Here is a 23970-nt window from a genome sequence, read left to right on the forward strand (position 1 = left end):
ATCTACTTTTGTTTAAGATAAAAAGAGTTACTATTAAATGAGACAATTAAAGATTACTAAGCAGGTAACGAACAGAGAAACAGCCTCTCTTGACAAGTATTTACAAGAAATTGGAAAAGTGGATCTAATTACTGCTGATGAAGAAGTTGATTTGGCACAGCGTATTAAAGCGGGTGACAGGGTGGCTTTGGAAAAATTAACTAAAGCAAACCTGAGGTTTGTTGTTTCTGTGGCTAAGCAATACCAAAATCAAGGACTTAGTTTACCTGACTTAATTAATGAAGGAAATTTAGGATTAATTAAAGCGGCTAAACGCTTTGATGAAACCCGAGGTTTCAAATTCATTTCTTATGCTGTTTGGTGGATTCGTCAATCCATACTTCAAGCATTAGCAGAGCAATCCAGAATTGTACGTCTGCCCTTAAACAAAATCGGTTCTATTAATAAGATTAATAAAGCATATGCCCATCTCGAACAAGAGCATGAAAGGGCTCCCTCTGCTGCCGAATTAAGTGAGGTATTGGATATGAGTGAGGACGATATTAAAGAATCCATGAAAAATTCAGGTCGCCACTTATCTATGGATGCTCCTTTAGTGGAAGGGGAAGATTCTAATTTATACGACGTTTTACGTTCGGGTGAATCTCCAAGTCCTGATAAAGAATTGATGTTGGAATCTCTTCAGATTGAAATTGAAAGATCTCTTTCTACCTTAACTCAAAGAGAAGCCGATTTAATCCGTTTATATTTCGGTTTAAGCGGTCAACATCCGATGACCTTAGAAGAAATTGGTGAAACTTTTGACCTGACTCGTGAAAGGGTTAGACAAATAAAAGAAAAAGCTATTCGCCGATTAAAACATACCAGTAGAAGTAAAATTTTAAAATCTTATTTAGGAAAATAATTTTTTATTTACCTGATACTAAAGTACAAAGGCTATTTATTGTATAAATAGCCTTTATTTTTTGTATTTAAAATTTGCAGTAATAAATTAAATAACTATATTTGCAAACGCAAAGCAGCAGCGGTCCCATAGCTCAGTTGGTTAGAGCATCTGACTCATAATCAGAGGGTCCTTGGTTCGAGCCCAAGTGGGACCACTTTAAAATTAAAATCCTTACAAAATTGTAAGGATTTTTTTGTTTTATTATTCATTGATTAGTTTTTTATCTAAGGCTTTTTAATTATTCTATTTTTATATATTTAAAAAAATTTAAATGTTTTTAGATGAAATATTATAAAATGTCAAGTAATTCTGAAATTCCTTTTTCGTCTTTTTCTATTTCTAATTCTAATTTTTTAATATAGATCCAAATTTCATTATAACAATTATATATTACATCTATAATTCCATGTAATTTTATAAAGTCAACAACTTGCTGATCCATGTGATTAATATTTTCAAGTTTTATACTAAAAGCATTGTTTTCAAAATATTTAAGTTGTTTCTCATTGTGAGAATATCTTTTCACAAATGTTATGAAATTTTCTTGTAATATATCGGGGAATTTTAACATTATTTTATCAATTTCAGGTGTGATGCAAAATAAATCACTATATTTTGTAGATGAAAAATGGATTAATCCAGATTCAATTTTTTCATATTCGTTTCTAATAAATAGAAAATCTAAACAAATCTTATCACAAATTATATTAAATATTTCATTTTTATCATTTTTATTTTCAGGAAAAGCTAATTTTAATTGAGGTATTAAAAAAAATTTCAAAAAATTAATTTTATCTAATTCATAACATAATTTATAAAAGTTTTCATTACCTCCACTACTAAAATCAAAAAATTTTGAGAATCTTTCTTTATATATTTTAATTTTTTGATCATTATTAAGAGATATTATTAAAGATGCTGCAAAATATTCTTGCAAAGATTTATGAGGAAAAGTATATTCTATTCCATCTTGTATTAAAATTGAAATAGAGGTGGTTAGATCGTACAGAACATTATCAAAATCAATATGTATACTCAGTTTAGTACTAATTTTTTTTAATAAATTACTTAAATATTCTTCATCAAAATTATATTTTCCTTCAAATAAAGAAACATAAGAAAACCACTTTAAAATTGTTTCTAATTCATCATTTTTTAAACCGGACTTTCGTTCATGTTGCCATCCCCCTGCTTTAGTAAAAGAATCATGCTTACTACACAACGTATCAAAAACATTCCAATAAAATTTACTTTTTTGTTTAGGGAGTTCCGGATAATTATTAAATGTGAAAATAAACATTGATAATAACAAAGGACTGGATAAATATTCTCTATACTCATCATTTTCATGTTTATTAATTTCATACATAATTTTTCTTTCTAACTCATCATTTTCTTGTAATCTTAGTTGCATTTTTATAAATTCATGTATGTCTCCCCCTTTTAAAGATTGTACTTCAAAATTATCAAATCTTGTTAGAGATTCTGCATTGGCCCCCGGTCTTGAGGTAACGATAAATACATTTTTATTATATCTGTCTACAAAATTTTCAATATCTGTTGTAATTTTATTTTTATTTTCTGAATAAATTTCATCATAACCATCTAATAAAAAAATGAAATTACCTTCTTTTAAAATTCTTTCTGTAATTTTATAGTTAGGAGATATTTTATTTTGTGATATAATTCTAGTAATATATTCTTCAATTGTTTCATTACAATTATTTAGATTTCGAAGTTCTATAATTATCGGTATACGTTTACAATTTCCTACAGATGATAGAAAAATATGTTTTATTAACATACTTTTACCGCTTCCGGCATTACCTATTATTGTTAAATATTGATAATTTTCAAATATTTCATTAAAATTGTTTATCTCAATCGAATTCTTTTTATTTTGAATTTTTATCGGATAATAAATATCATAAAAATTAACTTTTTCATCTCTATAAATAAATGTTTTAATTGATGAATATTTTTCATAAAAATTATTTATATAATCTATAAGTCCATTTTTATATATAAAAAGATATTCATCTTTTATATTGTTACCTAAATTTAATATTTGATCTTTAAAAGTCCCAATTAATTTTGCTCCAACAGATAAATCCATAAATAGTTAATTTTAATTAGTTAATATTTTATATAGTATAAATTTATAAAAACAATCCAGGATAAAATTATTTTTTTAAATAAATTTTATAAAAATTTTATTTTTTTAAATAAAATTAGATTTTTAATTACAATGAATTCATCATATTTATAACAAATAAATATAATTTAATACACACTTTTATCTTAGATCTAAAAGACATATAAATATATATATAATATATTTTAAAACATAAATTTTATCATATTTGATATTATTATTGAAAAAAAATAACTAATTTGCAGATAAATTAGTAAATCATAATTCATTTAGTATGTCTTCATTTTTAGCAAAATTAACTCTCGACGGTGAAACATATACCGTTTTAAAGTGCGATTACGACTTTAAAAAACCAACCGATTCTACTACTAAACCTTCAGGAGAAGTAACCGGCGGTAAAATTAAATTAACCATTGAAAGCCGTGGTAATACCGGACTTTTAGAATGGATAATAGCTCCAGATAAAGAAAAAGATGGTACAATTACTTTTTTTCGTAGAGATGCCATAAGTAAATTAATGGAAGTAAAATTCAAAAAAGCGTATTGTATAAAATTTAAGGAAAAATTTAATGCTGATGATAATCAACCCATGCGTATCACTTTTACGTTGGTAGCCCGTTCCCTTGCATTTAATCACTTGGAATATCAAAACGATTGGACAATGTAAATTTTTATTTTATATAATATTATAGTTAATTACTAAAACCATAAATTAATGACGACTTATCATCGAAGCGGATACGGAGAATCTAACTCAACTTTTGCCTTAGTTACTATTAACGGTACAGAAATATCCAAAAAGCATGGTCTTACCATTCATATACATCAATCGATGCTGGAGCATACAACTTTTGAGCTACATTGCCCCAGTGAAGCTTTTAGCGATAAAATTACGTATCCTCTTAAAAATTCTATCAAACTTTTAGGAAAAGAGATAACCATACAATTTCGAAGAAAAGGTGCAAATGAGAGTCTTTTTTCAGGATTTATAACCCATGTAAATTATCGAAAAAATAATAAATATCCTTTTATCGTTATAAGCGGAAAATCCTATAGTGCACTTCTTGACAGTCAAAAAGCTTGTCGTACGTATCATAATAAAACAATTAAAGACATTTTACAGGAGGCTTTCAAAGAATATACCGGCTCCAAAGTAGATTTTATTTGCCAGCCCAATAAAACAGAAATAATCCCTTATACCATCAGTTACAACGAAACCCTTTATGAATTTATTCAAAGGCTGGCTAGACGATATGGAGAATATTTATTCTGGAATGGAGCACAACTTGTTTTCGGTCGTGGCAATCAAAAAAAGATTGAATTGAAAGAAGGAAGAGATTATTTGGAATACAATATAGAAGTAGGAGTAGCTCCTCAACATTTAATATATGAAAATTACAATCCTCAAACTGCAGAAGTACAATCCGAGCAAAGCAAATCGGCTAGTTCTCATGTAAATCTCTTACAAGAAAAAGCCGTAAATGAGGCACATAGAGTTTATACGAAAATACCTACATCGGTATATTATGATACTCTATCGGAAGAACAAAGTCTAATCCAGGAACAAAAACTGACAGCACATCAAAAATCATTGGAAAATCTGGTACAGGTGACCGCCAATACTACCCATGCCCGACTACGTTTGGGAGATATAGCCAAAATGTTAGCACATATTCCTGAATATGGGCAACAAATAAATTCGGGAACCCCTATAGAAAGTTATTTAATTACTCAAATTGACCATATTTACACTGCCAAAGGATATAAAAATCAATTTACAGGTATCCCTATAGAACAGCAAGTTGCTCCCTATTGGGACATCCAAGCTTATCCGCAGGCAGAAGATCAGAGTGCGGTAGTGGTAGACAACAATGATCCTTTAAAGCAAAACCGTATAAAAGTTCGTTTTTATTGGCAAAAATACAATAATGAAACAACTCCATGGATCCGCTTATTACAAGGACATGGGGGGAATGAACAAGGTTTTCATGTAATCCCTGAAATCGGACATGAAGTACAAATATCATTTCGAGGCAATAATGCCGAAATGCCTATTGTTACCGGATCTTTATATAATGGAAAGCAATTGAGCGGGGTACATACTCCCAAAAACTATTTAAAAGTTTTTAAAACCCGATCAGGAAATACCATAAAAGTAGACGATACCGATGATAAAGAGAAAATACAAATATTTGATAAAGAAAATAATATATTTGAGATTGATACTGCTACTAACTCAATCAATGTTTCGGCCAATTCCACAATAAATTTAGTGGCAACCGATATCAATATTTTAGCAAAACGAGCTATAAACTTCAGCGCAGGAGCAACGATTACCGGGGAATCCGGTGTGACTACTACTTTATTTTCTGCCGGAACATCTGTGCTATCCTCTGCTAAAGATACCCAATTTATTGCAGGAAAGTGCCTTTCAGCAAAAGGTGGGAAAAATCTTGATCTATTTTCCGGTAATAGTTCATCCATGAAACTAAATGCACAAGGAAATGCTCATATACAGGCAAAAAAGAAAGTGCAAATGATGTCAGATAATAATATAGAAATTAACGGTAAAAAGAAAACCATGATGACAAGTAAAGAGGCTTTTGTAGAAGGTAAAAGCAAAGCCGTGATCAAAGGTTCAAAAATAAAAGAAAACTAAAATCATTAAAATTATGGGAAAAAATGATGAATTTGTTGTAGACGGAGCAACTATAAAATGCTCTATGGGAGATGTATCAGCTAAATTAAATGTAACTTCAAATAATACCGTATTGATAAAAAACAAATGTGCAGCCACAGAATATGATTGTACGAATGCCAATTTGATACCCCCGGTTGCAACATTTGGTACTTGTAAACCTTATAAAGCCGTTCCTCCTCCGGGATGTCTTTGCACATTTGTACCAAACGGACCGTGGAAAGGTACGTATTCCAAAAAAACGATAAAAGGTAAAGAAGTTGTTATTGGAAGCTCCTTTCTTATTTGTCCAAGAGGTTTCGGAAGAATCACTATAAAAAAAACTGGTCAATAGTATGAACAGTAATATACAAAAAGAACCATTAAAATGTCCTAAGTGTAAAAAAGATCTTAATAGCCAAAATCATGCATTATTAAACAAAGTAGGAATATATAATGGTAGCGGTAGTGATTTAGGATGGAATATAATAAAAAAAGTTTATAAAAAAGATCACTTTTATGAACATCCTTTTTTTTATCTTTCAGATTTAGAATCTAAAGATAAAAATATAGTATCAAAAACTATGTTAGATGTTAAATTAAATAATATAACTAATAGATATGGCATTGAGGCTCATCATTTAATTTGTTCTGCCAATTTTAAAGATAGAAGAATTCAAAAATACGTTTACTTATTAGGATATAATATTAATCATTTTAAAAATGGAGTTCTACTACCTAAAATAATGAAAGTTGCGTGTTCTTTCAATGTCCCATTACATAAAGGTAGCCACAATGCCACATTTGTATTAAATAATGATGATAAAAATGAACTAATTGTATCAGTCACAGATAAAGAACAAGAATTAACGGATGTCAATTATGTAAATAGTACTAGAAAAATGTTAGTAAATGTAATTCGACGCGTTAAATTTGAAAATTTATGTAATATAAATAAACTTAGAGAAGAAGCTAAAAAATTTATAAATAACATGGATCAAGCAAGCCAAAAAATATTTAAACTTTTAAGATCCTTTCAATGGACACTCACTTCTGATGGATTTGATTATCAAAAAGGGAGATGTGGTTGTTTAGATTCTAACTCCTTACCAAAAAAAAGATATAAAAGAAACTATTTATTTAAAATAAATCCAGAATTAAATATGACAATTCGAGAAAATGAGACCAAATTGTATAATAATAAAAATAAACTTAAAGAAATATATAAATATGACTGTAAACATAAAAAATATAAAAATCCTTTATCAGTAAATACTAAATTTTTCAAAGAAAGAGATGAAAAATATATAATGCCATTAAAAGAAATTGAATAAACTAATATGAGTAATACCAACGATAAATTCGAATATTATGTACTAGAACGTGATTCAAGTCATTCATATCCTTTAATTATGTGTGATCCTGATTCGGAGCATACGGAAGAATATATATATGATTACGAAAATGAAAAAATTCCAAAACCAGCAGTAATGGAATTTACATTTAGTGAACCATATTTTAAAAAACCATTAATAGGTGATTATTTTTCACAACCAGAATCAGTGATATCAGATAAGTTAAAAAAAATATTATCTTCAATGAACATATTTGGGATACAAATAATTCCAGCTATTATCACAAGTAATAAAGGTGATATGTATGAGGATTATTATTATATACATATTTATAATATTATTAAATCAATGGATAAATTAAATTCTAAGTTTGAAGAAGGAGATGATTGCTATTTTATAGATAACTTTAAACTTGATTTAAATATTTTAAGAAATATCCCTTTAGAAAAAAGATTAATTTTTAAATTGGAAGAAGATCAAACTTTAATGCTTTATCACAAGTCAGTTGTTGAAGCATTAATGTCTGTTGAACCAACTGGCTTAAAATTTATTAAAGTAGAAGATTGGCATATTTAAGCATTGATGAATAAATATATCTTATAACAAAGGTTTATGGCCTTTGTTACTATAAAATAGCAGATGTGATGTATGTTATGAATATGGAAGGTGTACGTATAGTTCCTATAGAGTTATAAGACCAAAAAGGTGGCTATATTGAAGATTATTACTGCATATACGTTGATGATAATACCTATGAAGCCTTAGATAAAGAGAAATCAGATTATAAATACGATGAAGAATGCAATATGTACTATATAAATGAATAGTTTTAAAAAAAGAACCTAAAGTTGATATGGATTTTTATGATATCATGGATATAGGTATCTATATTATTTACCAACGAATATATGAACTTATCCATTATTAAATGAAACGATGGAAATTTTAATATGTAGTGACGACAGCGATTATTATTTGCTTAATATCATCCTTTCTACTGATTGCTTGGATAAAGAAAATTCAGAATACACTGCCCTACCCGGCGGTCAGATTATGGAATATAATTTTCTCTGTATTGATTCACAAAAAAATAATCATCGGAATCTTACTACCTGTAATTTTTATCAAGAAAAAGAAAATATAGATCCATTTCAAGGATTTATAAAAGATGAAAAATAATAAAATATGAAAGATTTTGAATATTATTTTATGGAAAGCAAAGAAGACCAAGCGTATCCAATGATTGATCTTTTGGATGAAAATGGTGAAATAATTGAAGCTCAATTAGGTGATCCTTTGCCTCGTCGTCCTATATTAGCCGATTATTTAACAGGCGCTAAAGATTTTGTTACTAAAAAAATAGCAGATGTGATGTTAGCTATGAACATGGAAGGAGTGCGTATTGTTCCTATAGAGTTATCAGACCAAAAAGGTGGCTATATTGAAGATTATTACTGCATATACGTTGATGATAATACCTACGAAGCCTTAGATAAAGAAAAATCTGATTACGAATACGATGAAGAATGCGATATGTACTATATAAATGGATATGTCTTAGATAGAGAAGTTTTAAAAAAAATACCGTTAAATAAACGTTTAGGATGGAGATTATTAGAAGACCCAGGAATTTATTTATATCATAAATCAGTAATTGATGAGATAAAAAAACTAAATCCAACCGGTGTTGAATTTATAAATATTGAAGAATATGAAGGAATCTTTTAAGAGTATATTATATGATTTTTTAAACAAATGATAATATACGAGCTAAGTATTGATGGAAATAACGCAACCCAATTAGAATTTCCTTTACAAGAGGAGCAGGATAAATTCTTGCTCCTTGCCGAAGAAAAAATTACCAATTTCCTATCTGTAAAAGAAGAATGGGAAGAATTTATGGTTTTAAAAAAAGAACCTAAAATTGATATGGATTTTTATGATATCATGGATATAGGGGTCTATATTGTTAACCAACGAGTTTATGAACTCCTTTTACCATTATTAGATGAAACGGTGGAAATTTTAAAACTGCGTAGTGACGACAGCGATTTTTATTTGCTTAATATCATTCATACTACCGATTGCTTGGATAAAGAAAATTCAGAATACACTGCTCTACCCGGCGGTCAGATTATGGAATATGATTTTCTCTGTATTGATCCACAAAAAATAACTTGTCCCATATTTCGAATCCCTGAATTACCCTATACGGTATTAATAACCGAACAAATAATTGAATTATTCTATTTGAATCAGTTAAAAGGATTGCATTTAACTGATGCCGAATATGTAACCAGTGATATTTAATTATTAAAAAATGAGTATCGAATCCCCCGTATATAATACTTTAGCCCTAACTATTAAAAAAGCTATTCCTACTTTAGAAAAAGACGGTAAAATATTTGCCCATCAGATTATTGCCATATCCGAATCGGGAAAGTCTTATATTATTAAAGAACGACGCGGCATACCTATTCAAAACTACATTGGAAAAAAAGTACACTGCGTCATTGAAATACTTGATGCCGAATTTTATACGCCAACCAATAAAAAAGAAAGGGAAGCTTTACCATCCAACACAATGAAAGGTATTTATTTATGGAAAGAAACCGGATATAAATTTATTCCGGAATTAGTTAAATTAGTTGATGGAGATCCAAATGAAATCGATCATGATTATGATGAAAATGAATATGATAAACAAGCACCCGCCTATTTTGAAGAATGGGGTGAATATGGTCTAGGGTTAGATATCTATCAAACAAAGCCTATGATAAAAATAGGAAATGGCGTTTGTTTTCTAAATGAATATTGTCAAGAAGAAATAATTGATGAGTGGAAATATGGACAAGAAGTATTTTTTTCACCTAAAGAAATGCTCCTTAGAGGTATACACACCGGCGAAGTGAAGATCGATTCAAATAAAATTGATAAAGAAGTCAGCAAATCTTATAATGAAAAAAATAACTATAAAATTTATGAAGGAAAAAAATATACTAAGGAAGAATGGATAATAAAAGAAAAAGAAATTTGGAAAGAATATGCTAAAAAAAACAATATTTATCTTGATGATTCAAATGAAAAAGAAAATAATAAACCATCCGACTCTTTTTTATTTGATTAATATAAGGTTTTACACACTCTGAACAATTTAACTTAAATTAAACAGGGAACTAATTTATGTATAATTATTGTTGTCCTCAATTGATTTTACATAATTAGATAATAAATTAAGAGTCTGATAAAAAGTTAATTTATTTAAGATAATTTTGGTAAAGTTTATTTTCAAAATTGAGATGGAAAAAATTGATGATCAAATTCAAATTGTAGAAATATTTACACATACCTTTAATCACTAATCAATAAAAGAAAAATCAATTTAAACACTATTTTTAGTTATTAATTAAATTTAATTATTAAAATAATAAATTAGATTTTAAAACATAGTTATAATTATAATTTAAATAATAACGATGATTAAGATTTATAAACAAAATGAAAAATCGATTTAATATTTTTTATATTTTAACTAAATTAAATTTATATTTCATATCATACATTTGCTTTATATATTTTAGCGCGATTAAATCGAGTTACTCTTCTTCTTATCCAATTAGTTAAATTTTATTTTATAAAATTACATGGGTTGAAAATAATTTTAAATTTTTATTTTTTATTTTTGACATAAAATAATTTATTATATATATTTATAATTTATTAAATACACTTATTTATATTTTATATATATATTTAATTTTACCTTAGTTCGCTGCAATACTTACTATTATTTTTAACTACTATGAATTATAAATTAAGAAATACTGTAACTTATTATGTACATAAAGTAGATTTACGGATATTTTTAGTTTTTTCAACATGTATTTTAATTGGTCTCTTACTTTTATACTATAAATATTCTAAGCAAAAGGAATGTAATCAAATTAATTTTGAAATTATAGCTGTAAATAATCAAGTTGGTGAATCTATTAAATTTAAAGATCTTACCCCCGGTGCCAAAAATTGGGTTTGGGATTTTGGAGATTATACTGAGAAAAAAAAGGATCAATATCCCGTGCATACCTATGAGAATCCCGGAACTTACATTGTGACTTTACACGTTAATGGCACTTGTAAATTGCAAAAAACAATTGAAATTAATCCCGGTGATAGGATCACAGATTCCTTAAAAATTCCTAAAATTGTTGTTCCAAGTGTAGTTAGAGTAGATGAACCCCTCGATATCTATTATGAATATATTGGAGAAGCTTTTTCTTGGGAATGGTCATTTGGAGAATCAGGTCAAATGGACTCTACACAGGAGTATCCTGTATACAGTTATAGCTTACCCGGAAAAAAAAGATTGACCTTGGTGATCAACGGGGATATGACGCATATTGCAAGTAAAGATATTATCGTGATACCTAAAAAATTAACCGCCGAAATGTATAAAACGTACAAAGAAAATTTTAAAAATAAAAATAAGATTGTATATACATTACCTCCAGGTAAAATCCAAAAAGATCCATTTGAAGAGTTTTTAGAATCCATTCCCTTTCAACCCATGGATAGTTCTTCTAAAAAGAGCAAAACTAAAACAGAAAATACTTCAGCTCCCTCAATTTCTGAAAATCAATTCGAATTATTATTACTGGATGTTTCAAAACAAACGAAAACCATGGAAGACTTTGGAAAATATACGTGTAATAATTATGAATTTCCGGTAATTCATAATAATGAAATAATTACATTTTCAGAGTTTTGTAAAAAAATTAAAAATAAAAAAATTAAAATTAAATCATTACGACTCGTAAAAAATAAAAAGAATTGTATAGAATCTATAATACTAAGATGCAAAATCAAAAAAACTCGAAAGTAGATTAAAAATCTACTTTCGAGTTTTAATTTATTTAACTGTCAATAATTTCCAATTTTTGCTCGATGCGACTGTCTCTTTCACGACTCCAACTTACCCATCGGTTAGCCGCTTCATTCAAAGAACAAACCGTAGAATGTTGTCTTCTATATTATAATCAAAAAGTTCGAACCTAGAATTTTTAAAACTTTCGATTAAAGAAGATTAATATTCAACTCAATCATAATTAAGTAATTCAGGAATTGCAGCCGGTTGTCTTCTAAATATTTTTTTTTCAGTTATATTAAAATTTTTAAAATCTGATTGTTCCGATTGTTTAATAGCTTCTATTTGGGTAAATATATCTTCTTTCTTGTTTAGTATGATGGAAATTTTATCAGATTTTCGATGACTCATTTTTTTGTTAATTAGTTAAATTGTTTCTTAAAATAACGTTCAAATTAGCTGCATAGTACTTTTTAAAGACTAGTTTTTTCAACATTTAATCCTCTTAAGGACCAATAAATACAGCAGGATGAGAAACAATGGTTTTAGCTTGAGCGGAATTCCAACTTTGTAAGATTCGGGCATTCCAAAAAATATTTGCTAATGGCAGCGGCTCCGGCGTGGGAATCGCTCCTTTGATAGTATTATCCGGCAAACGAATAACGTTGATCGCATCAGGAACATCAAAATTTAGATGGATTCTTGTATCAAAATCAATATGTGTATATGCCCAAGGAAACTTAGAATTTACCGATTGTGAAGATGATTGTTTTTTTATAGTTGCCGTTTTTCCTCCGTTTGAAATTGGATATACCCCATCGGCATATCTCGGATTTAAATTAATTCTGTCTAAAGTCCATTCCGGATAATGGCATATTTGCTTTTGATCATGCTCTTCAATAATCGGTCGGGTCATCCGTTTGTTTACATCCCATATTCCCATTCCACCTTTTTTCCTTTGAACCCAAGTATACATTTCGGTGGTACCTGCTTCTTTAACCACAAATTCTGCCGAAAAATCTTTTACAGGCAAACCCAAAGCGTTTTCTGTATAAACATTTTGTATAGTTCGTATTTCAATTAAATTATTACTAACCTCCACAAAATGAACTATACTTTCTTCATTTACCTTTGAGGGGTCTGAAAATGATAAAACTTTAAAATAAATTTTCATGGTTGAAAATTCGTGTAACGGCTGTCTGGCTAAATCTCTCCACCACTCTAACGGCATTGTGTAATAAGCCTTACCCGAAGCATCTAAAGTCAAAGGGTTTTCTTCATGAGAATAGCTGCTGAACGTTTTCACAGAAATCCTTTCCACAGATAATTTATTTTTATCCCAACTGTCGGATATTCCTACCGTATTTGTTAATAAAGAAGGATCAACCTTTGCCACCTGAATATCAATTGGTTCCCCGGGTGCTCCGTCGGTAATTTCAAATTCCAGATTGGGAAATCTTGGGCCGAATAAAGTTCCGTCCTTTTTCAACACTACTGTATATTGATCTTGAAGGGCTTTTATTTTTATTTTCTTTTTGGGAATCGGTATGGGGGCTCCTTCCATGTTGAGTTCGGGTTTATTGATTTGACCGCTGTCGATAATTTTTATATCTACTCCGCCATAATGGCAAGGAATCGTGCTTTTGAGCAATAAAGGCGGCCGATCTTGGACTTTCATACTTCCTGTGTTTTTCCAATCTCCCGTTATCATGGATACTTGACAAGGAAAAGAACGGTTCGGGCTTTTTTTACAGTTTCCCCGAAAAACAAGACTCAAGGAACTTTTCTCTTCTATGGTTGCTGTTTTCTTTTCTTGTGTAGTGGGTGTATCTAAATTTACTTTAAGTATTCCTTTGGGATTGGTACATAGCGGACATTCCAGCTCTGCTCCATCAATAACGATTAATTCATCCCATATTTTCTGCCTTTCTTTTTCTCTTTCTGTATTATCTAATTCGAGTATCCGGGCATTTTCTTCTTCCATTTGGCTAATTTCATTCCATTGTTTATCCTCGGAAGTAGCTGTTTTTCCCATAATTGGAAGTTTTTCAAACTCCTTGTCCCAAGCTTTTTTACTACTTCGAGACGCATCTTGTGGTGTGGGAAAATGGTTTGCTTTATTGTTCGAAAAGAGTTTTTTTAACCAATCCATACTATTCTGTATTTTTTAAGTTGATTTTCATAAATTATATCCAAAGATCCCTCATGCAATAGCCCCGAAGAATAGAGATAGCTGCCTTCATATAAAGTCGTGTTTGTCTCTTCTGTCTGCCATGGTTTTCCTTTTACGTGGAAGCATTTTTTTATGTCTCCTTCCCTTTTTTTCACTTCATTCCATTCTTCCGCAAAAACTTTATTCCAATGTGGATGTTTTACTTTTCTTGGATACTTCGTATCATTTTCATTTTTTAAATTCCCGATACGGCTTCCGTTAAAAAACATACCGTACATTTCATAACTTAACAAGTAGCCGATCATTCTTAATTCATCTTGAAGTAAACGGCTTAAAAAATCAAAGTACAATTCAATAGAAGAGCCACTATGATAAGCTTCCAATTTTCTCCGCTCTGTGTTCCAACGTTCCTGTATTTTTTTTAGATTTTTAAGCTTAACGGCTTCTCCTTTCTCATTAACACAAATACGTATATCGTTAAAAAGATAGGAGATTTCCCGAAGCAAATTATATTGGGGTATGGCTTTTTCCAACTTTACTTCCGTGCGAAAACACAGAATTTGAAAGTGAAAGTGTTCACGGGTTTTTCCGGTAAATAAGACTCCGATATTTCTGGTCCAAAGTTTTTCCTTACCTTTTCCATGATTCATTTGATCCATAAAACTTGTAGTGAGTCGGTAGTAGTATGTTTTTCCCGGCTGCATTTTTATTTCAATTGGTGTCAACGGTTCCATCGGCATTATAATATTCTCTTTTTCTGCTTTTATTGGGCGTATTGCCCAATTCTCCCCAACGGGAAGACCAATGCAAGTAGTAGTTTCTTATTTTCTTTAGCAATCGATCGGAATCGGTGACGTATATTTCTTCTAATTCTTTTTCGATTGGTTGGTGGTTAGTTTCTGTTTTTTCTTCTGTTAGTATCTTCTTGTCTGCTTGATTCAAGTGATTTTCCTTGATTTCTTTTGTTGAAGTGGCTTGGTTGAGTTTTTTTTCTTCTTTTTCGCTTTTCAATACCCAGTCTTCATTCCATTTCATGGTATAAAGCTGTAGATACTCTTTGGCCTGTTCCAGGATCTTGTTTCCCGAAAGACTGTATTTCTCCATTTCGCCGGGCATATAATACTTCCCCATATAGGGTTCTGATTCTTCCCGCATCAGGTGTAGAAAGATATAGCTGTATTCTTTCCTTAGGTTCCGTTCGCCTTTTAAGCTGTAATGGCTGTGCTTGGTTACCATTTTAGGTTCTATTTTTAATTGTTCCGGAGTGTACCATCCGCCTTGGATCAGTTCTGCTCGATAGTCTATCAGCTTTTCCAATTCATATTTTGGCCTTTTTTCGATTAACAGGTTTTCGCTGCCGGTTTCGGTATAGTTGGAATAGCTGCCTCCTATATCACTGTGAACTCCCGGGAAATTGCGTTCTATGCGATTGTTCCCAGGCTTAATGCGGGTAAGTGGAAAATATTCCCGATGCTCGTCCAACGAGGTAAAATGAACGATTTTTTGTGGTCTTCCTAATTCATCTAAATGTAATTTATGTATTTTACTTTTGAAATTCGGTAAAAGCAAGGCATCCGGATCGTAAGAAACTACTGTATCGTAGATTCCTAAAAAACGCAAATGAATGAAGGTATTGTCGATCAGTTCATGACCAAATCCCATTTTTAATAAGGCTGTTCCTAAATTACCCATTCGAGGCAGTTTTCCATTTTTTACCCAAGCTTGTGGCACTTCTTTTCCTTCATGATCATAATATTTACCGTTTTTTACTTTCGCTGAATACGCTAATTTTTGAATGTTGTATGCAAAATAGCGTGCGGCGGCAGCTCCTCGGCTAAAGCCAAAGACATCTACGGTAACTAAAATTTCAGATATTTTACTAGGATCTTTATATGAATCTTTTATTAGCTTTACTTTTTCAGCTAGGAAATCACATCCTTTGATCACCTTTCCAGGAATTCCCGTTTCTCCTCTTCCATAGGCATATCCGCTTAACGTATCTGATTTTTTATCTTCCGTTCCAATACCTTCCACATAAATGGTATAATCATCATAACAACTCATGGATTTTCTACCCACATTGGTAAAATCATTTAAATAACTGGTGTTTTCTTTATCTACTCGTTTTCTGCTTAAAAATTTTTTTTCCTGTGCATTTTGCTCAAATATTTGTATTTCTTCCTCGGTGGGATTTCCATATCCGTCTATTCCCCGCACTTTTTTCCATATTCGGGTATTTTCTCGGTTATTAAGTGTTCCGTCAAAAAACAATCCATAGGTTAGTTGAAGCTCTCCCGGTCTAGATCGGGCCTCTCCACTGTTAAATACAAAGGTTTTTCCCATTATATATCTACTTCACTTTCATACAATCCGATGCTTTTTCCGTTTCCTTCCAACCATACCGAGGCATCATCTCCTGTATGGATAATTCGTACGGTTAATTTTATTGTTTCTTCCGTATTTCCCTGAGTTAGTTCTTCAAAAGCCTTAAATATCTGGGCTTCATTAAATATTATTTCTCCCGATTTTATGATTTTATCTTTATTTATCCACGTAAATGACATTTTCTTAGGTATTGCTTTTTTTTCTGATTTGTTCCATCTCAACTCTTCCGGTATTTGATATAATTTTATCGGATAATCTCCAAATAAAACTTCCATTTCCCCATTAAAATAAAAACAGGTTACTCTATTGGTTATTTCGTCTGAATTCGGAAAATCAAAGTTAAATTCCCAATTATATTTTTTCCTGTACGTATCCCATAACTCGTAAGGAATGGGCTTGTTTTTATTAGCATCTTGCACTTCTTGGGGAATGATCCCCGGATTTTTTATTACCGATTCTTGATATTCCGGACGTAGCATACTATAGACCGGTTCATCTTTTAATTTTTCGACTTGCTCTTTGGGAATCTCCGTTTTAACTCCCTGGTATCTGCCAATTTCAATTTGCCTTACTATACCTGCTATCCAAACTACGGCTACTCCTCCCGGGGCTAAGCCTACATTAATGGTCTTATAATTCTCTTTAAATGGTTCAGGATGTTCATTATTATAGGATGGAATATAGTATCCTTTTCTAAAAAGTCGGGCTATTTTTTCATAATCCAATTCGGCATCCACATGGTAAAAGGTTTTCTCGGCAAAAGAAATCCATATCACATTAAGCCGCTTGGGAAGAGGTTTAATACCACTCCCCATAATTCTTCCTAAACTCCCCCAACCCTCTCGTCCTGTATGTAAGCCAGAAAAGAGGCTGGCATATCCTCCATCAGTTAATTCAAGTCCTCCCATAAATACGTCTACCGGATAACCTAAAGGACAGGAGACAGATTCCTTCCATTCAAATTCTTCTTTCATAGTTTTTTTGTTTTTATCCTGACAGCTTACCACCACAGAAAGCAGTTGTAGCATGGTCACCAGGAAATAATTTTTTATTTTTTGTTTCATTGTTAATTATTTATATATAAATGGTTTACCATTATATATCTACTTCACTTTCATACAATCCGATGCTTTTTCCGTTTCCTTCCAACCATACCGAGGCATCATCTCCGGTATGGATAATTCGTACGGTTAATTGTATTGATTCTTCCGTATTTCCCTGAGTTAGTTCTTCAAAAGCCTTAAATATCTGGGCTTCGTTAAATATTATTTCTCCCGATTTTATGATTTTATCTTTATTTATCCACGTAAATGACATTTTCTTGGGTATTGCTTTTTTTTCAGATTTTTTCCATCTCAACTCTTCCGGTATTTGATATGATTTTATCGGATAATCTCCAAATAAAACTTCCATTTCCCCATTAAAATAAAAACAGGTAACTCTATTGGTTATTTCATCTGAATTTGGAAAATCAAAGTTAAATTTCCAATTATATTTTTTCCTGTACGTATCCCATAGCCCATAAGGAATGGGTTTGTTTTTATTAGCCTCTTGCACTTCTTGAGGAATAATCCCCGGATTTTTCATTATGGATTCTTGATATTCCGGACGAAGCATACTGTATTCCGGTTCATCTTTTAATTTTTCGACTTGTTCTTTGGGTATTTCTGTTTTTATTCCCTGGTATCTGCCAATTTCAATTTGTCTTACAATGCCTGCCACCCAAACCACGGCTACTCCTCCCGGAGCAAAGCCTACATTGATCGTTTCATAGGTCCGTTTATAGGGTTGTGGGTGCTCTTTATTATATGAAGGAGTTAAATATCCCTTTCTAAAAAGACCGGCTATTTTTTCATAATCTAACTCGGCATCTACATGGTAAAAGGTTTTTTCGGCAAATGAGATCCATATTACATTAAGACGTTTGGGTAACGGCTTTACTCCGCTGCTCATACTTCTTCCCGCATTCCCCCATTCTGCATTATCTACCACTCCCGAATATAAACTAGTATAGCCTCCTGTTGTTAATTCTAATCCCCCCATAAACACATCTACAGGATAACCTGAGGGACAGGAAACAGTTTCCTTCCAATCAAATTCTTCTTTCATAGTTTTTTTATTTTTATCCTGACAGCTGTTGAATATAAATGAAAGCATGAGTAGGAATTTATATATTGTTGTTATTCGAATCACCTTGTTTTTATCCTTTATTTATTCTTGCATCAATGGCCCCTAAAATTGTTGCTGTTCCTGAACTTTGTATCCAAAGATCCCCTCCTACTATTTTATAGGTGGAAGTAGCTGTTGTTTCGGTTAATTCTCCGTTAACCGTAATTTTTTTATTTTCGAATACCCTTTGTGTATAAGAATGAGAAATATGTTTGAGCTCATTCCCTACTTCCAAATGATTGTCATTTCCTACTTGTACATGAAAATTATTCCCTATGGTAACCGTAAAATCATTTCCTACGTTAAAATTCATATTATTAGGGGCATTTACGGAAATATTTCCTTTTCCGTCCATAAACCAGCTGCTTTTTCCGGGATCGGTTATTAAAATGCTACCCTCTGCATCATTAAACAGTATTTGGGTTCCGCTTCTTGTTTGTATGACTTTAATGTCATTTTCGGCTGTGTAATAGGTCGCAATTTCTCCTCCGTTGTATGCTGTTCCTACTACGATAGGCGCTTCGGCATTGCCGCCTTGAAAGGCTATCAATACGGTTTCTCCTATTTCGGGATTCATAAAACAGCCTTTTCCTGATCCGGCATGGGGTTGGATTACTTGAATCCAAGGGGTTTGCTGATTGTCGGGTTTCTGCCAAACAAATTGTACGCGCACTCTTCCCATTCGCAAGGGATCTTTATTATCTGTAACGACGGCATGTTGCAGGGGAGCTTTCGGATATTCGTATTCATCACAATACGCAGGAACGGTTACCTCTTTGGGTAACCCGATAAAGGTATTGGTATATCCTTCTCCATCTGAAAATTCGTGAGTTATTTCTGTTATTCGGTAGGATTCAATGGGGGTTTTACCCGTTTTGAAAATCTCATGCCCGGGCATCCAAATATTTATTTTCGCAATATCTCCTATCCGTAGTTCGGGATTGTTAGAAGTTGCTTTTATATAAACCAAATTTTGTTGTTTTACCTTTTGTTTGATAATCGCCTCTTCTATTTCAACCTGTCCTTTGTGTAAAAGACTATGATGGTAATGTGCGGTAGGTGCTTTGGTAAACAAATTTTGACTGGAGTTAAAGGCTGATTGTTGAAAGGGATTTGTGGACTTTTGGAGGTTTTCTCTTTCAGAGTTTACCGTGTAATCTTTTCCTTGTATGGGATCATAAACGGCATAAGAGAATTTTTGAGGTTTGGTTTCCAGTTTAAGTTCATAGTCATATATATCTTCGCCCTCGGTCAATTCAACTATGCGGCTGCCCCACGAGGAAAATTGAAATTTTTCTCCGTTATAATAAAAGTATTCTCCATATCTTACGGCGAGATTTTTTATAAATTGAAAATCATTTTGATTGTATTGAACGGTATAGGGTAATTTGTTTTTAAGGTTGGGATTGCAATCAAACGAAACTATATCTTTTGGATAGTCTTGGGAAACTTCTCGTATAATCTCTTCTAAGGTTTGATTTTCAAAACTTCGGCAATGAATTCCATTTTCCATTAGAAAAGCCGGGGTTTTTCCTCGAATGATAATCTTCTTTATCCCGTCTTTTTTATTGGAGGATATGCTTGATATAAGTCCTGTCCATACGGAGACAATTTTTCCAAATTGTATGAAACTAAAAGTTATGCGACTTCCCAGATATTTTTTTGAATTCTGAAGCAAATAGGCATTGGATTCATCGAATTCTCCGGGATCAGCGGTTAGAGTAAATTCATGATCTACATTGATTTTCTGAATTAGCTTCAAATGTATACAGGTATTTGAAAAAAACGGATTTCCGTTTATTTGTACTTCTATATGAACAAGATGTGAATTTCCATAGAGTTGTTGTTTACTTCCTCCATAGGCAGCTATAACTCCTTTTTGTTGTTTAGCTTCTTCTATTTCTTTTTGAGTTAATAGTTTGAAGGATTCTCCTTCATCCGGCATAATTGGATTCATGACAGGAATGTTTTAGTTAGTTTGTTTATAGATATATAAATATATATACAGGATAAATATAAAGATATTTTTAAACCAAATAAAATATTTTTTATTTTATTTTTTATTAAAATACCATTCATAAATAATTTAAATAGTTTCCAATTATGAACGGTTTATTGTAAAAGATATACTTAAAAAGTATTTATTTTATATTCATTATAAACGTTAAACATTAATTTATTCCTTGTTTACTCTTTTTTGTTAAATATAGTTCATGATATCATCATTACGGATTAAAATTCAATATTGGATATATGATTAATTCGTTTAGATTACGAAATCTTCTATAGTACCGGTTTTTCATTTATTAATGAGGGATGGATCGGCGTCTAAATAAATCGTTTAAGTCAACTCCTTATTAGATTTATTGTAAGGTCTAAATTTGAATCTTTCTTTATAAGAAAAAAGTTTCAAGTAAATTTGTAGAAATAGTTTACCAATAGACAACTATAATTTTTAAGCCTGATTACAATTTTTCTCTAATTTGTTACTTTTTCTTTTTTGTTGACGTGTAGATCAAATGTTTAATTAAAAGTTATTTAAAATTTTCAATTTTATTTTTTATTTCACTTAAAAAATTGGATGCTAAAGTACTATTAAGTACATGTTCTTCAAATGTCATGGTTAAATTCATAATAACTTTATAAAACTTTTCATTATTTTTTACAATCGGAATATTTTTTAACTTATCTAAACTTATACTCATTGATGAATTCAAAAATAGGGCATCTGTAATTAAATCTTTATCTTTTAGCGAAGTGATCATAAAACTTCCCTGGATGCGGTGTCTTTTAGCCAAATTTTTATAAATTAAAAATGAAATTAAGCGTCTCAAATATTGGGGTTGAGCTTCTATTAATCTGGTTTCTTTAAAAAAGATGGAAGTATTATAGTCAGAAAATTTGCATTTATCTATAATTTCTTGAATTTCTTCAGGTTTTTTTTCATCCGAATCTTTAATTACAAAAGATATATTTTTCTTTTGCCCATTGATTTCTTTGTCTAACATAAATTTTGCATTTATGGTTTCGTATTGTACCACTTTCGGAAAAAATTTGGAGCGTTTGACAGCTATATTTAGTTCCGGAAAATTTTTTAATACCTCTGATACAATATATATCATATAAGCAGTATAAGAAATTTTTTTTCTTGTATTGTTATTTCTATACTCAACGAGATTAGTAGCATCTACGTTTACTGAGAGATGGATGGCATTTATTTTTTTGGTGTATATACTCCCTTTATTTGTCTTGAAATAGGCTTTATTGGGTTCATTTTTTTATTATTTAAATGTTAGAATCTTTTAGCGATAAATTCTTTACATTCTTATTAATAAAAAATATTTATTTGAAAATATCTTTACTCCTTTTTCAACATACGCAACTATCTCTAATGGAAATAAAGAATTCCATTTTTCACCTATTTGTGGTGTTGCCCCAAATATGATCATTTTGTATAGCAATCCTTTCAAAAATTCACCTAATTTTTGAGTTTTATTCTTAAGTATTACTTTTTAATAGTTTAAATTTAGTTTGATTGAATTTCGAGTGGTTAGCAGATTCTCTTATTGATTATTTATTTTTTATCTCATATCATTGTATCATTTTTTTATTTTAAGCCATATATGAATTAACAAACGAACCAGTTTTTTGCTATAAAAACACATTCAATCTAATCCTAGTCAATAATAGGAAAATTTTTCCGTAATTATTTTTTTTTAAATGAATTAGTTTCATTCACTACTGCGTTCCCTATATTTAGGATTATCTATTCTTAAAAGATTAGCACCTACTTAATTTCTATTTTAATTTCTATTTTTTATAATTCTTATTGAAATGACCTATATTCTATCTGATATGTGCAAATCAATATTATAATCGTTTTACTTAATTTTTCATATTTCAAGCAGGATATATTAAATTCATGACTGATCATATATCATTTCTATTATCCTGATGTATGCTTTTTATTTATAAATAATTATTGCCAACGCTTTTGATTAAATTTTTAATTGAATTAATCGAATTAACCTATACCGGCTAACATGCCTTTCTTTTAGAATTTAAATACTTACTTTTTGATATTAATATCATTAAATTATATTTTATATTAGTATAAATACTCAGTATTTCATCTAAGGTAGTACTACGCAACTTTTCAAATGAATCGAATCCCATCTGTTGTAATCTTTCTATGATTTTATCACCAACTTATTTTAGTTCTAAAAGGTGTTTCTTTTCTTGTTCTGAAAAAGCCATACAGTTCCTTATCTTTTTGGGAATAAATGTTATGATTTTACTGATTTGAATTTAATTTTTTCCATTTTCTAATTTTAGTTCTAAAGGATTTAAATGGTGCAACAGAATTAATATGGATAAATCGTGCAACAGTCCATGCTGGAGGAAAAGGTTTAGTCCAATTACGCGAGTCTTTTATGAAAAGTGTACTATCATCTAATGAGTTAATCCAATTATTCCAGATAACAAGTTTCTCATTAAATAATTTAATCAGTTCTTGTAATGAATAATCCTCATAAATCTTATAAAAGTGTTGATATAATGTGCCTAACTGATTCCATTTGTAGCCTTCTGCTGGTAATGTTGGGGTTTGTCCAGCGAGTTCAAGATCATCCCAAGACTTGACAAGATCCATCCATCCTAATTGATAAGCAATCATTTGACTTGGAGTTCGATCCACTCCATCTATTAATTTATCTTTATCTGATTCGGATAATTCACTGAATTCATCAATAAATAGCTTAGCAGTTTTATTTATGTCATCCAATAGATGCTGTTTATTCTCGTAATTCATTTTATTTTTTTTAACTTATTAAAATGTTTCATTTTTTCATTTCAAATATATGAAAATAAATATACAATATTTTATTTGTTTTACATTTTTTCAATATATATAAGTTATTTATACATTTTAAAATATAAAAATATGGTTATTTACACTTATTCACTCGAATTTATAATATAAAAATTTATTTTTTAGTTTAATAAAATTATTTTTTTTATAATTAAATAATAAAAAATATTTACTGAATACGAGTAAAATATTTCGTACCGATTCAATCAAAAAACACAATAACAATAATATATAAATAAACACAAAAATGACAATTATCAGGAGTTTAACTTATATATTTTTATTAATTTTAAAAAATTATTTTAAAATTTATAAGTATTATTGTGTATAAATAATTTAATTTTAAAATGATTTATATGAATGATTATGACTTTAAAAA

Annotated in this window: 22 protein-coding genes and 1 tRNA gene; 12 read left to right on the forward strand and 11 right to left on the reverse strand. The window is 30.2% G+C overall.

Annotation, left to right across the window (positions count from 1 at the left end; all coding sequences use genetic code 11):
* Positions 1–37 precede the first annotated feature (37 nt).
* Both GFV00_RS01970 and GFV00_RS01975 read left to right on the forward strand, forming a co-directional pair.
* Entirely contained in the window at positions 38–904 is an 867-nt protein-coding gene (locus GFV00_RS01970; RefSeq protein ID WP_055425808.1) for an RNA polymerase sigma factor RpoD/SigA, read from the forward strand.
* 122 nt (positions 905–1026) lie between these two features.
* Positions 1027–1100: transfer RNA gene (locus tag GFV00_RS01975), tRNA-Ile, on the forward strand.
* A 135-nt stretch (positions 1101–1235) separates the two neighbouring features.
* On the opposite strand, the gene GFV00_RS01980 is transcribed toward GFV00_RS01975, so the two are convergent.
* The gene (locus GFV00_RS01980) at positions 1236–3062 is read right to left on the reverse strand and encodes an NACHT domain-containing NTPase (RefSeq protein ID WP_160556510.1); all 1827 of its coding nucleotides are present in this window, start codon (positions 3060–3062) and stop codon (positions 1236–1238) included.
* 313 nt (positions 3063–3375) lie between these two features.
* On the opposite strand from GFV00_RS01980, the gene tssD reads away from it, so the two are divergent.
* The 10 genes from tssD to GFV00_RS02030 all read left to right on the forward strand — a co-directional run bounded on the left by tssD (position 3376) and on the right by GFV00_RS02030 (position 12012).
* On the forward strand, positions 3376–3768 hold the full coding sequence (gene tssD, locus GFV00_RS01985) for a type VI secretion system tube protein TssD (RefSeq protein WP_160556509.1): 393 nt from the start codon (positions 3376–3378) through the stop codon (positions 3766–3768).
* 48 nt (positions 3769–3816) lie between these two features.
* Positions 3817–5760 carry a type VI secretion system Vgr family protein gene (locus GFV00_RS01990; protein WP_160556508.1) on the forward strand — a complete coding sequence of 648 codons (1944 nt, stop codon included), beginning with the start codon at positions 3817–3819 and terminating at the stop codon, positions 5758–5760.
* 13 nt (positions 5761–5773) lie between these two features.
* Positions 5774–6133: a DUF4280 domain-containing protein gene (locus GFV00_RS01995; protein WP_160556507.1), complete on the forward strand. Its 360-nt coding sequence runs from the start codon at positions 5774–5776 to the stop codon at positions 6131–6133.
* 1 nt (position 6134) lies between these two features.
* Positions 6135–7112, forward strand: a complete 978-nt coding sequence (locus GFV00_RS02000) for an AHH domain-containing protein (RefSeq protein WP_160556506.1) — start codon at positions 6135–6137, stop codon at positions 7110–7112.
* Positions 7113–7118: 6 nt separating this feature from the next.
* A complete protein-coding gene (locus GFV00_RS02005) occupies positions 7119–7709 on the forward strand; it encodes an imm11 family protein (RefSeq protein ID WP_160556505.1) in 591 nt (196 codons plus the stop codon).
* 360 nt (positions 7710–8069) lie between these two features.
* A complete protein-coding gene (locus GFV00_RS02010) occupies positions 8070–8312 on the forward strand; it encodes a hypothetical protein (RefSeq protein ID WP_160556504.1) in 243 nt (80 codons plus the stop codon).
* 60 nt (positions 8313–8372) lie between these two features.
* Positions 8373–8861, forward strand: coding sequence for an imm11 family protein (locus GFV00_RS02015; protein WP_160556503.1), 489 nt, complete (start codon positions 8373–8375; stop codon positions 8859–8861).
* Between the two features lie 27 nt (positions 8862–8888).
* Complete coding sequence (locus tag GFV00_RS02020) at positions 8889–9443, forward strand: imm11 family protein (protein ID WP_160556502.1); 555 nt, start codon at positions 8889–8891, stop codon at positions 9441–9443.
* Between the two features lie 10 nt (positions 9444–9453).
* Positions 9454–10260: a hypothetical protein gene (locus tag GFV00_RS02025; protein ID WP_160556501.1), complete on the forward strand. Its 807-nt coding sequence runs from the start codon at positions 9454–9456 to the stop codon at positions 10258–10260.
* Between the two features lie 675 nt (positions 10261–10935).
* Positions 10936–12012, forward strand: coding sequence for a PKD domain-containing protein (locus GFV00_RS02030; protein ID WP_160556500.1), 1077 nt, complete (start codon positions 10936–10938; stop codon positions 12010–12012).
* Positions 12013–12225: 213 nt separating this feature from the next.
* On the opposite strand, the gene GFV00_RS02035 is transcribed toward GFV00_RS02030, so the two are convergent.
* The 10 genes from GFV00_RS02035 to GFV00_RS02080 all read right to left on the reverse strand — a co-directional run bounded on the left by GFV00_RS02035 (position 12226) and on the right by GFV00_RS02080 (position 23531).
* On the reverse strand, positions 12226–12405 hold the full coding sequence (locus tag GFV00_RS02035; RefSeq protein WP_160556499.1) for a hypothetical protein: 180 nt from the start codon (positions 12403–12405) through the stop codon (positions 12226–12228).
* Between the two features lie 94 nt (positions 12406–12499).
* On the reverse strand, positions 12500–14146 hold the full coding sequence (locus tag GFV00_RS02040; protein WP_160556497.1) for a DUF4280 domain-containing protein: 1647 nt from the start codon (positions 14144–14146) through the stop codon (positions 12500–12502).
* Positions 14134–14901 carry a hypothetical protein gene (locus GFV00_RS02045; RefSeq protein WP_160556495.1) on the reverse strand — a complete coding sequence of 256 codons (768 nt, stop codon included), beginning with the start codon at positions 14899–14901 and terminating at the stop codon, positions 14134–14136. Before GFV00_RS02045 ends, GFV00_RS02040 begins: the two co-directional genes overlap by 13 nt.
* Positions 14879–16510 carry a phospholipase effector Tle1 domain-containing protein gene (locus GFV00_RS02050; RefSeq protein WP_160556493.1) on the reverse strand — a complete coding sequence of 544 codons (1632 nt, stop codon included), beginning with the start codon at positions 16508–16510 and terminating at the stop codon, positions 14879–14881. Before GFV00_RS02050 ends, GFV00_RS02045 begins: the two co-directional genes overlap by 23 nt.
* The gene (locus GFV00_RS02055; RefSeq protein ID WP_160556491.1) at positions 16510–17616 is read right to left on the reverse strand and encodes a DUF2931 family protein; all 1107 of its coding nucleotides are present in this window, start codon (positions 17614–17616) and stop codon (positions 16510–16512) included. The genes GFV00_RS02050 and GFV00_RS02055 overlap by 1 nt, the downstream gene beginning before the upstream one ends.
* Positions 17617–17647: 31 nt before the next feature.
* A complete protein-coding gene (locus tag GFV00_RS02060) occupies positions 17648–18709 on the reverse strand; it encodes a DUF2931 family protein (RefSeq protein ID WP_160556490.1) in 1062 nt (353 codons plus the stop codon).
* Positions 18710–18752: 43 nt separating this feature from the next.
* Entirely contained in the window at positions 18753–20678 is a 1926-nt protein-coding gene (locus GFV00_RS02065; protein WP_160556488.1) for a type VI secretion system Vgr family protein, read from the reverse strand.
* Positions 20679–21255: 577 nt separating this feature from the next.
* Positions 21256–21954, reverse strand: a complete 699-nt coding sequence (locus GFV00_RS02070; RefSeq protein WP_160556839.1) for a 2-oxo acid dehydrogenase subunit E2 — start codon at positions 21952–21954, stop codon at positions 21256–21258.
* A gap of 84 nt (positions 21955–22038) precedes the next feature.
* Positions 22039–22191, reverse strand: coding sequence for a hypothetical protein (locus tag GFV00_RS02075; protein ID WP_160556486.1), 153 nt, complete (start codon positions 22189–22191; stop codon positions 22039–22041).
* Positions 22192–23015: 824 nt separating this feature from the next.
* On the reverse strand, positions 23016–23531 hold the full coding sequence (locus GFV00_RS02080) for a ClbS/DfsB family four-helix bundle protein (protein ID WP_160556484.1): 516 nt from the start codon (positions 23529–23531) through the stop codon (positions 23016–23018).
* Positions 23532–23970: the final 439 nt, after the last annotated feature.

It is taken from the genome of Apibacter sp. B3935, assembly GCF_009827705.1.
Lineage (GTDB): Bacteria > Bacteroidota > Bacteroidia > Flavobacteriales > Weeksellaceae > Apibacter.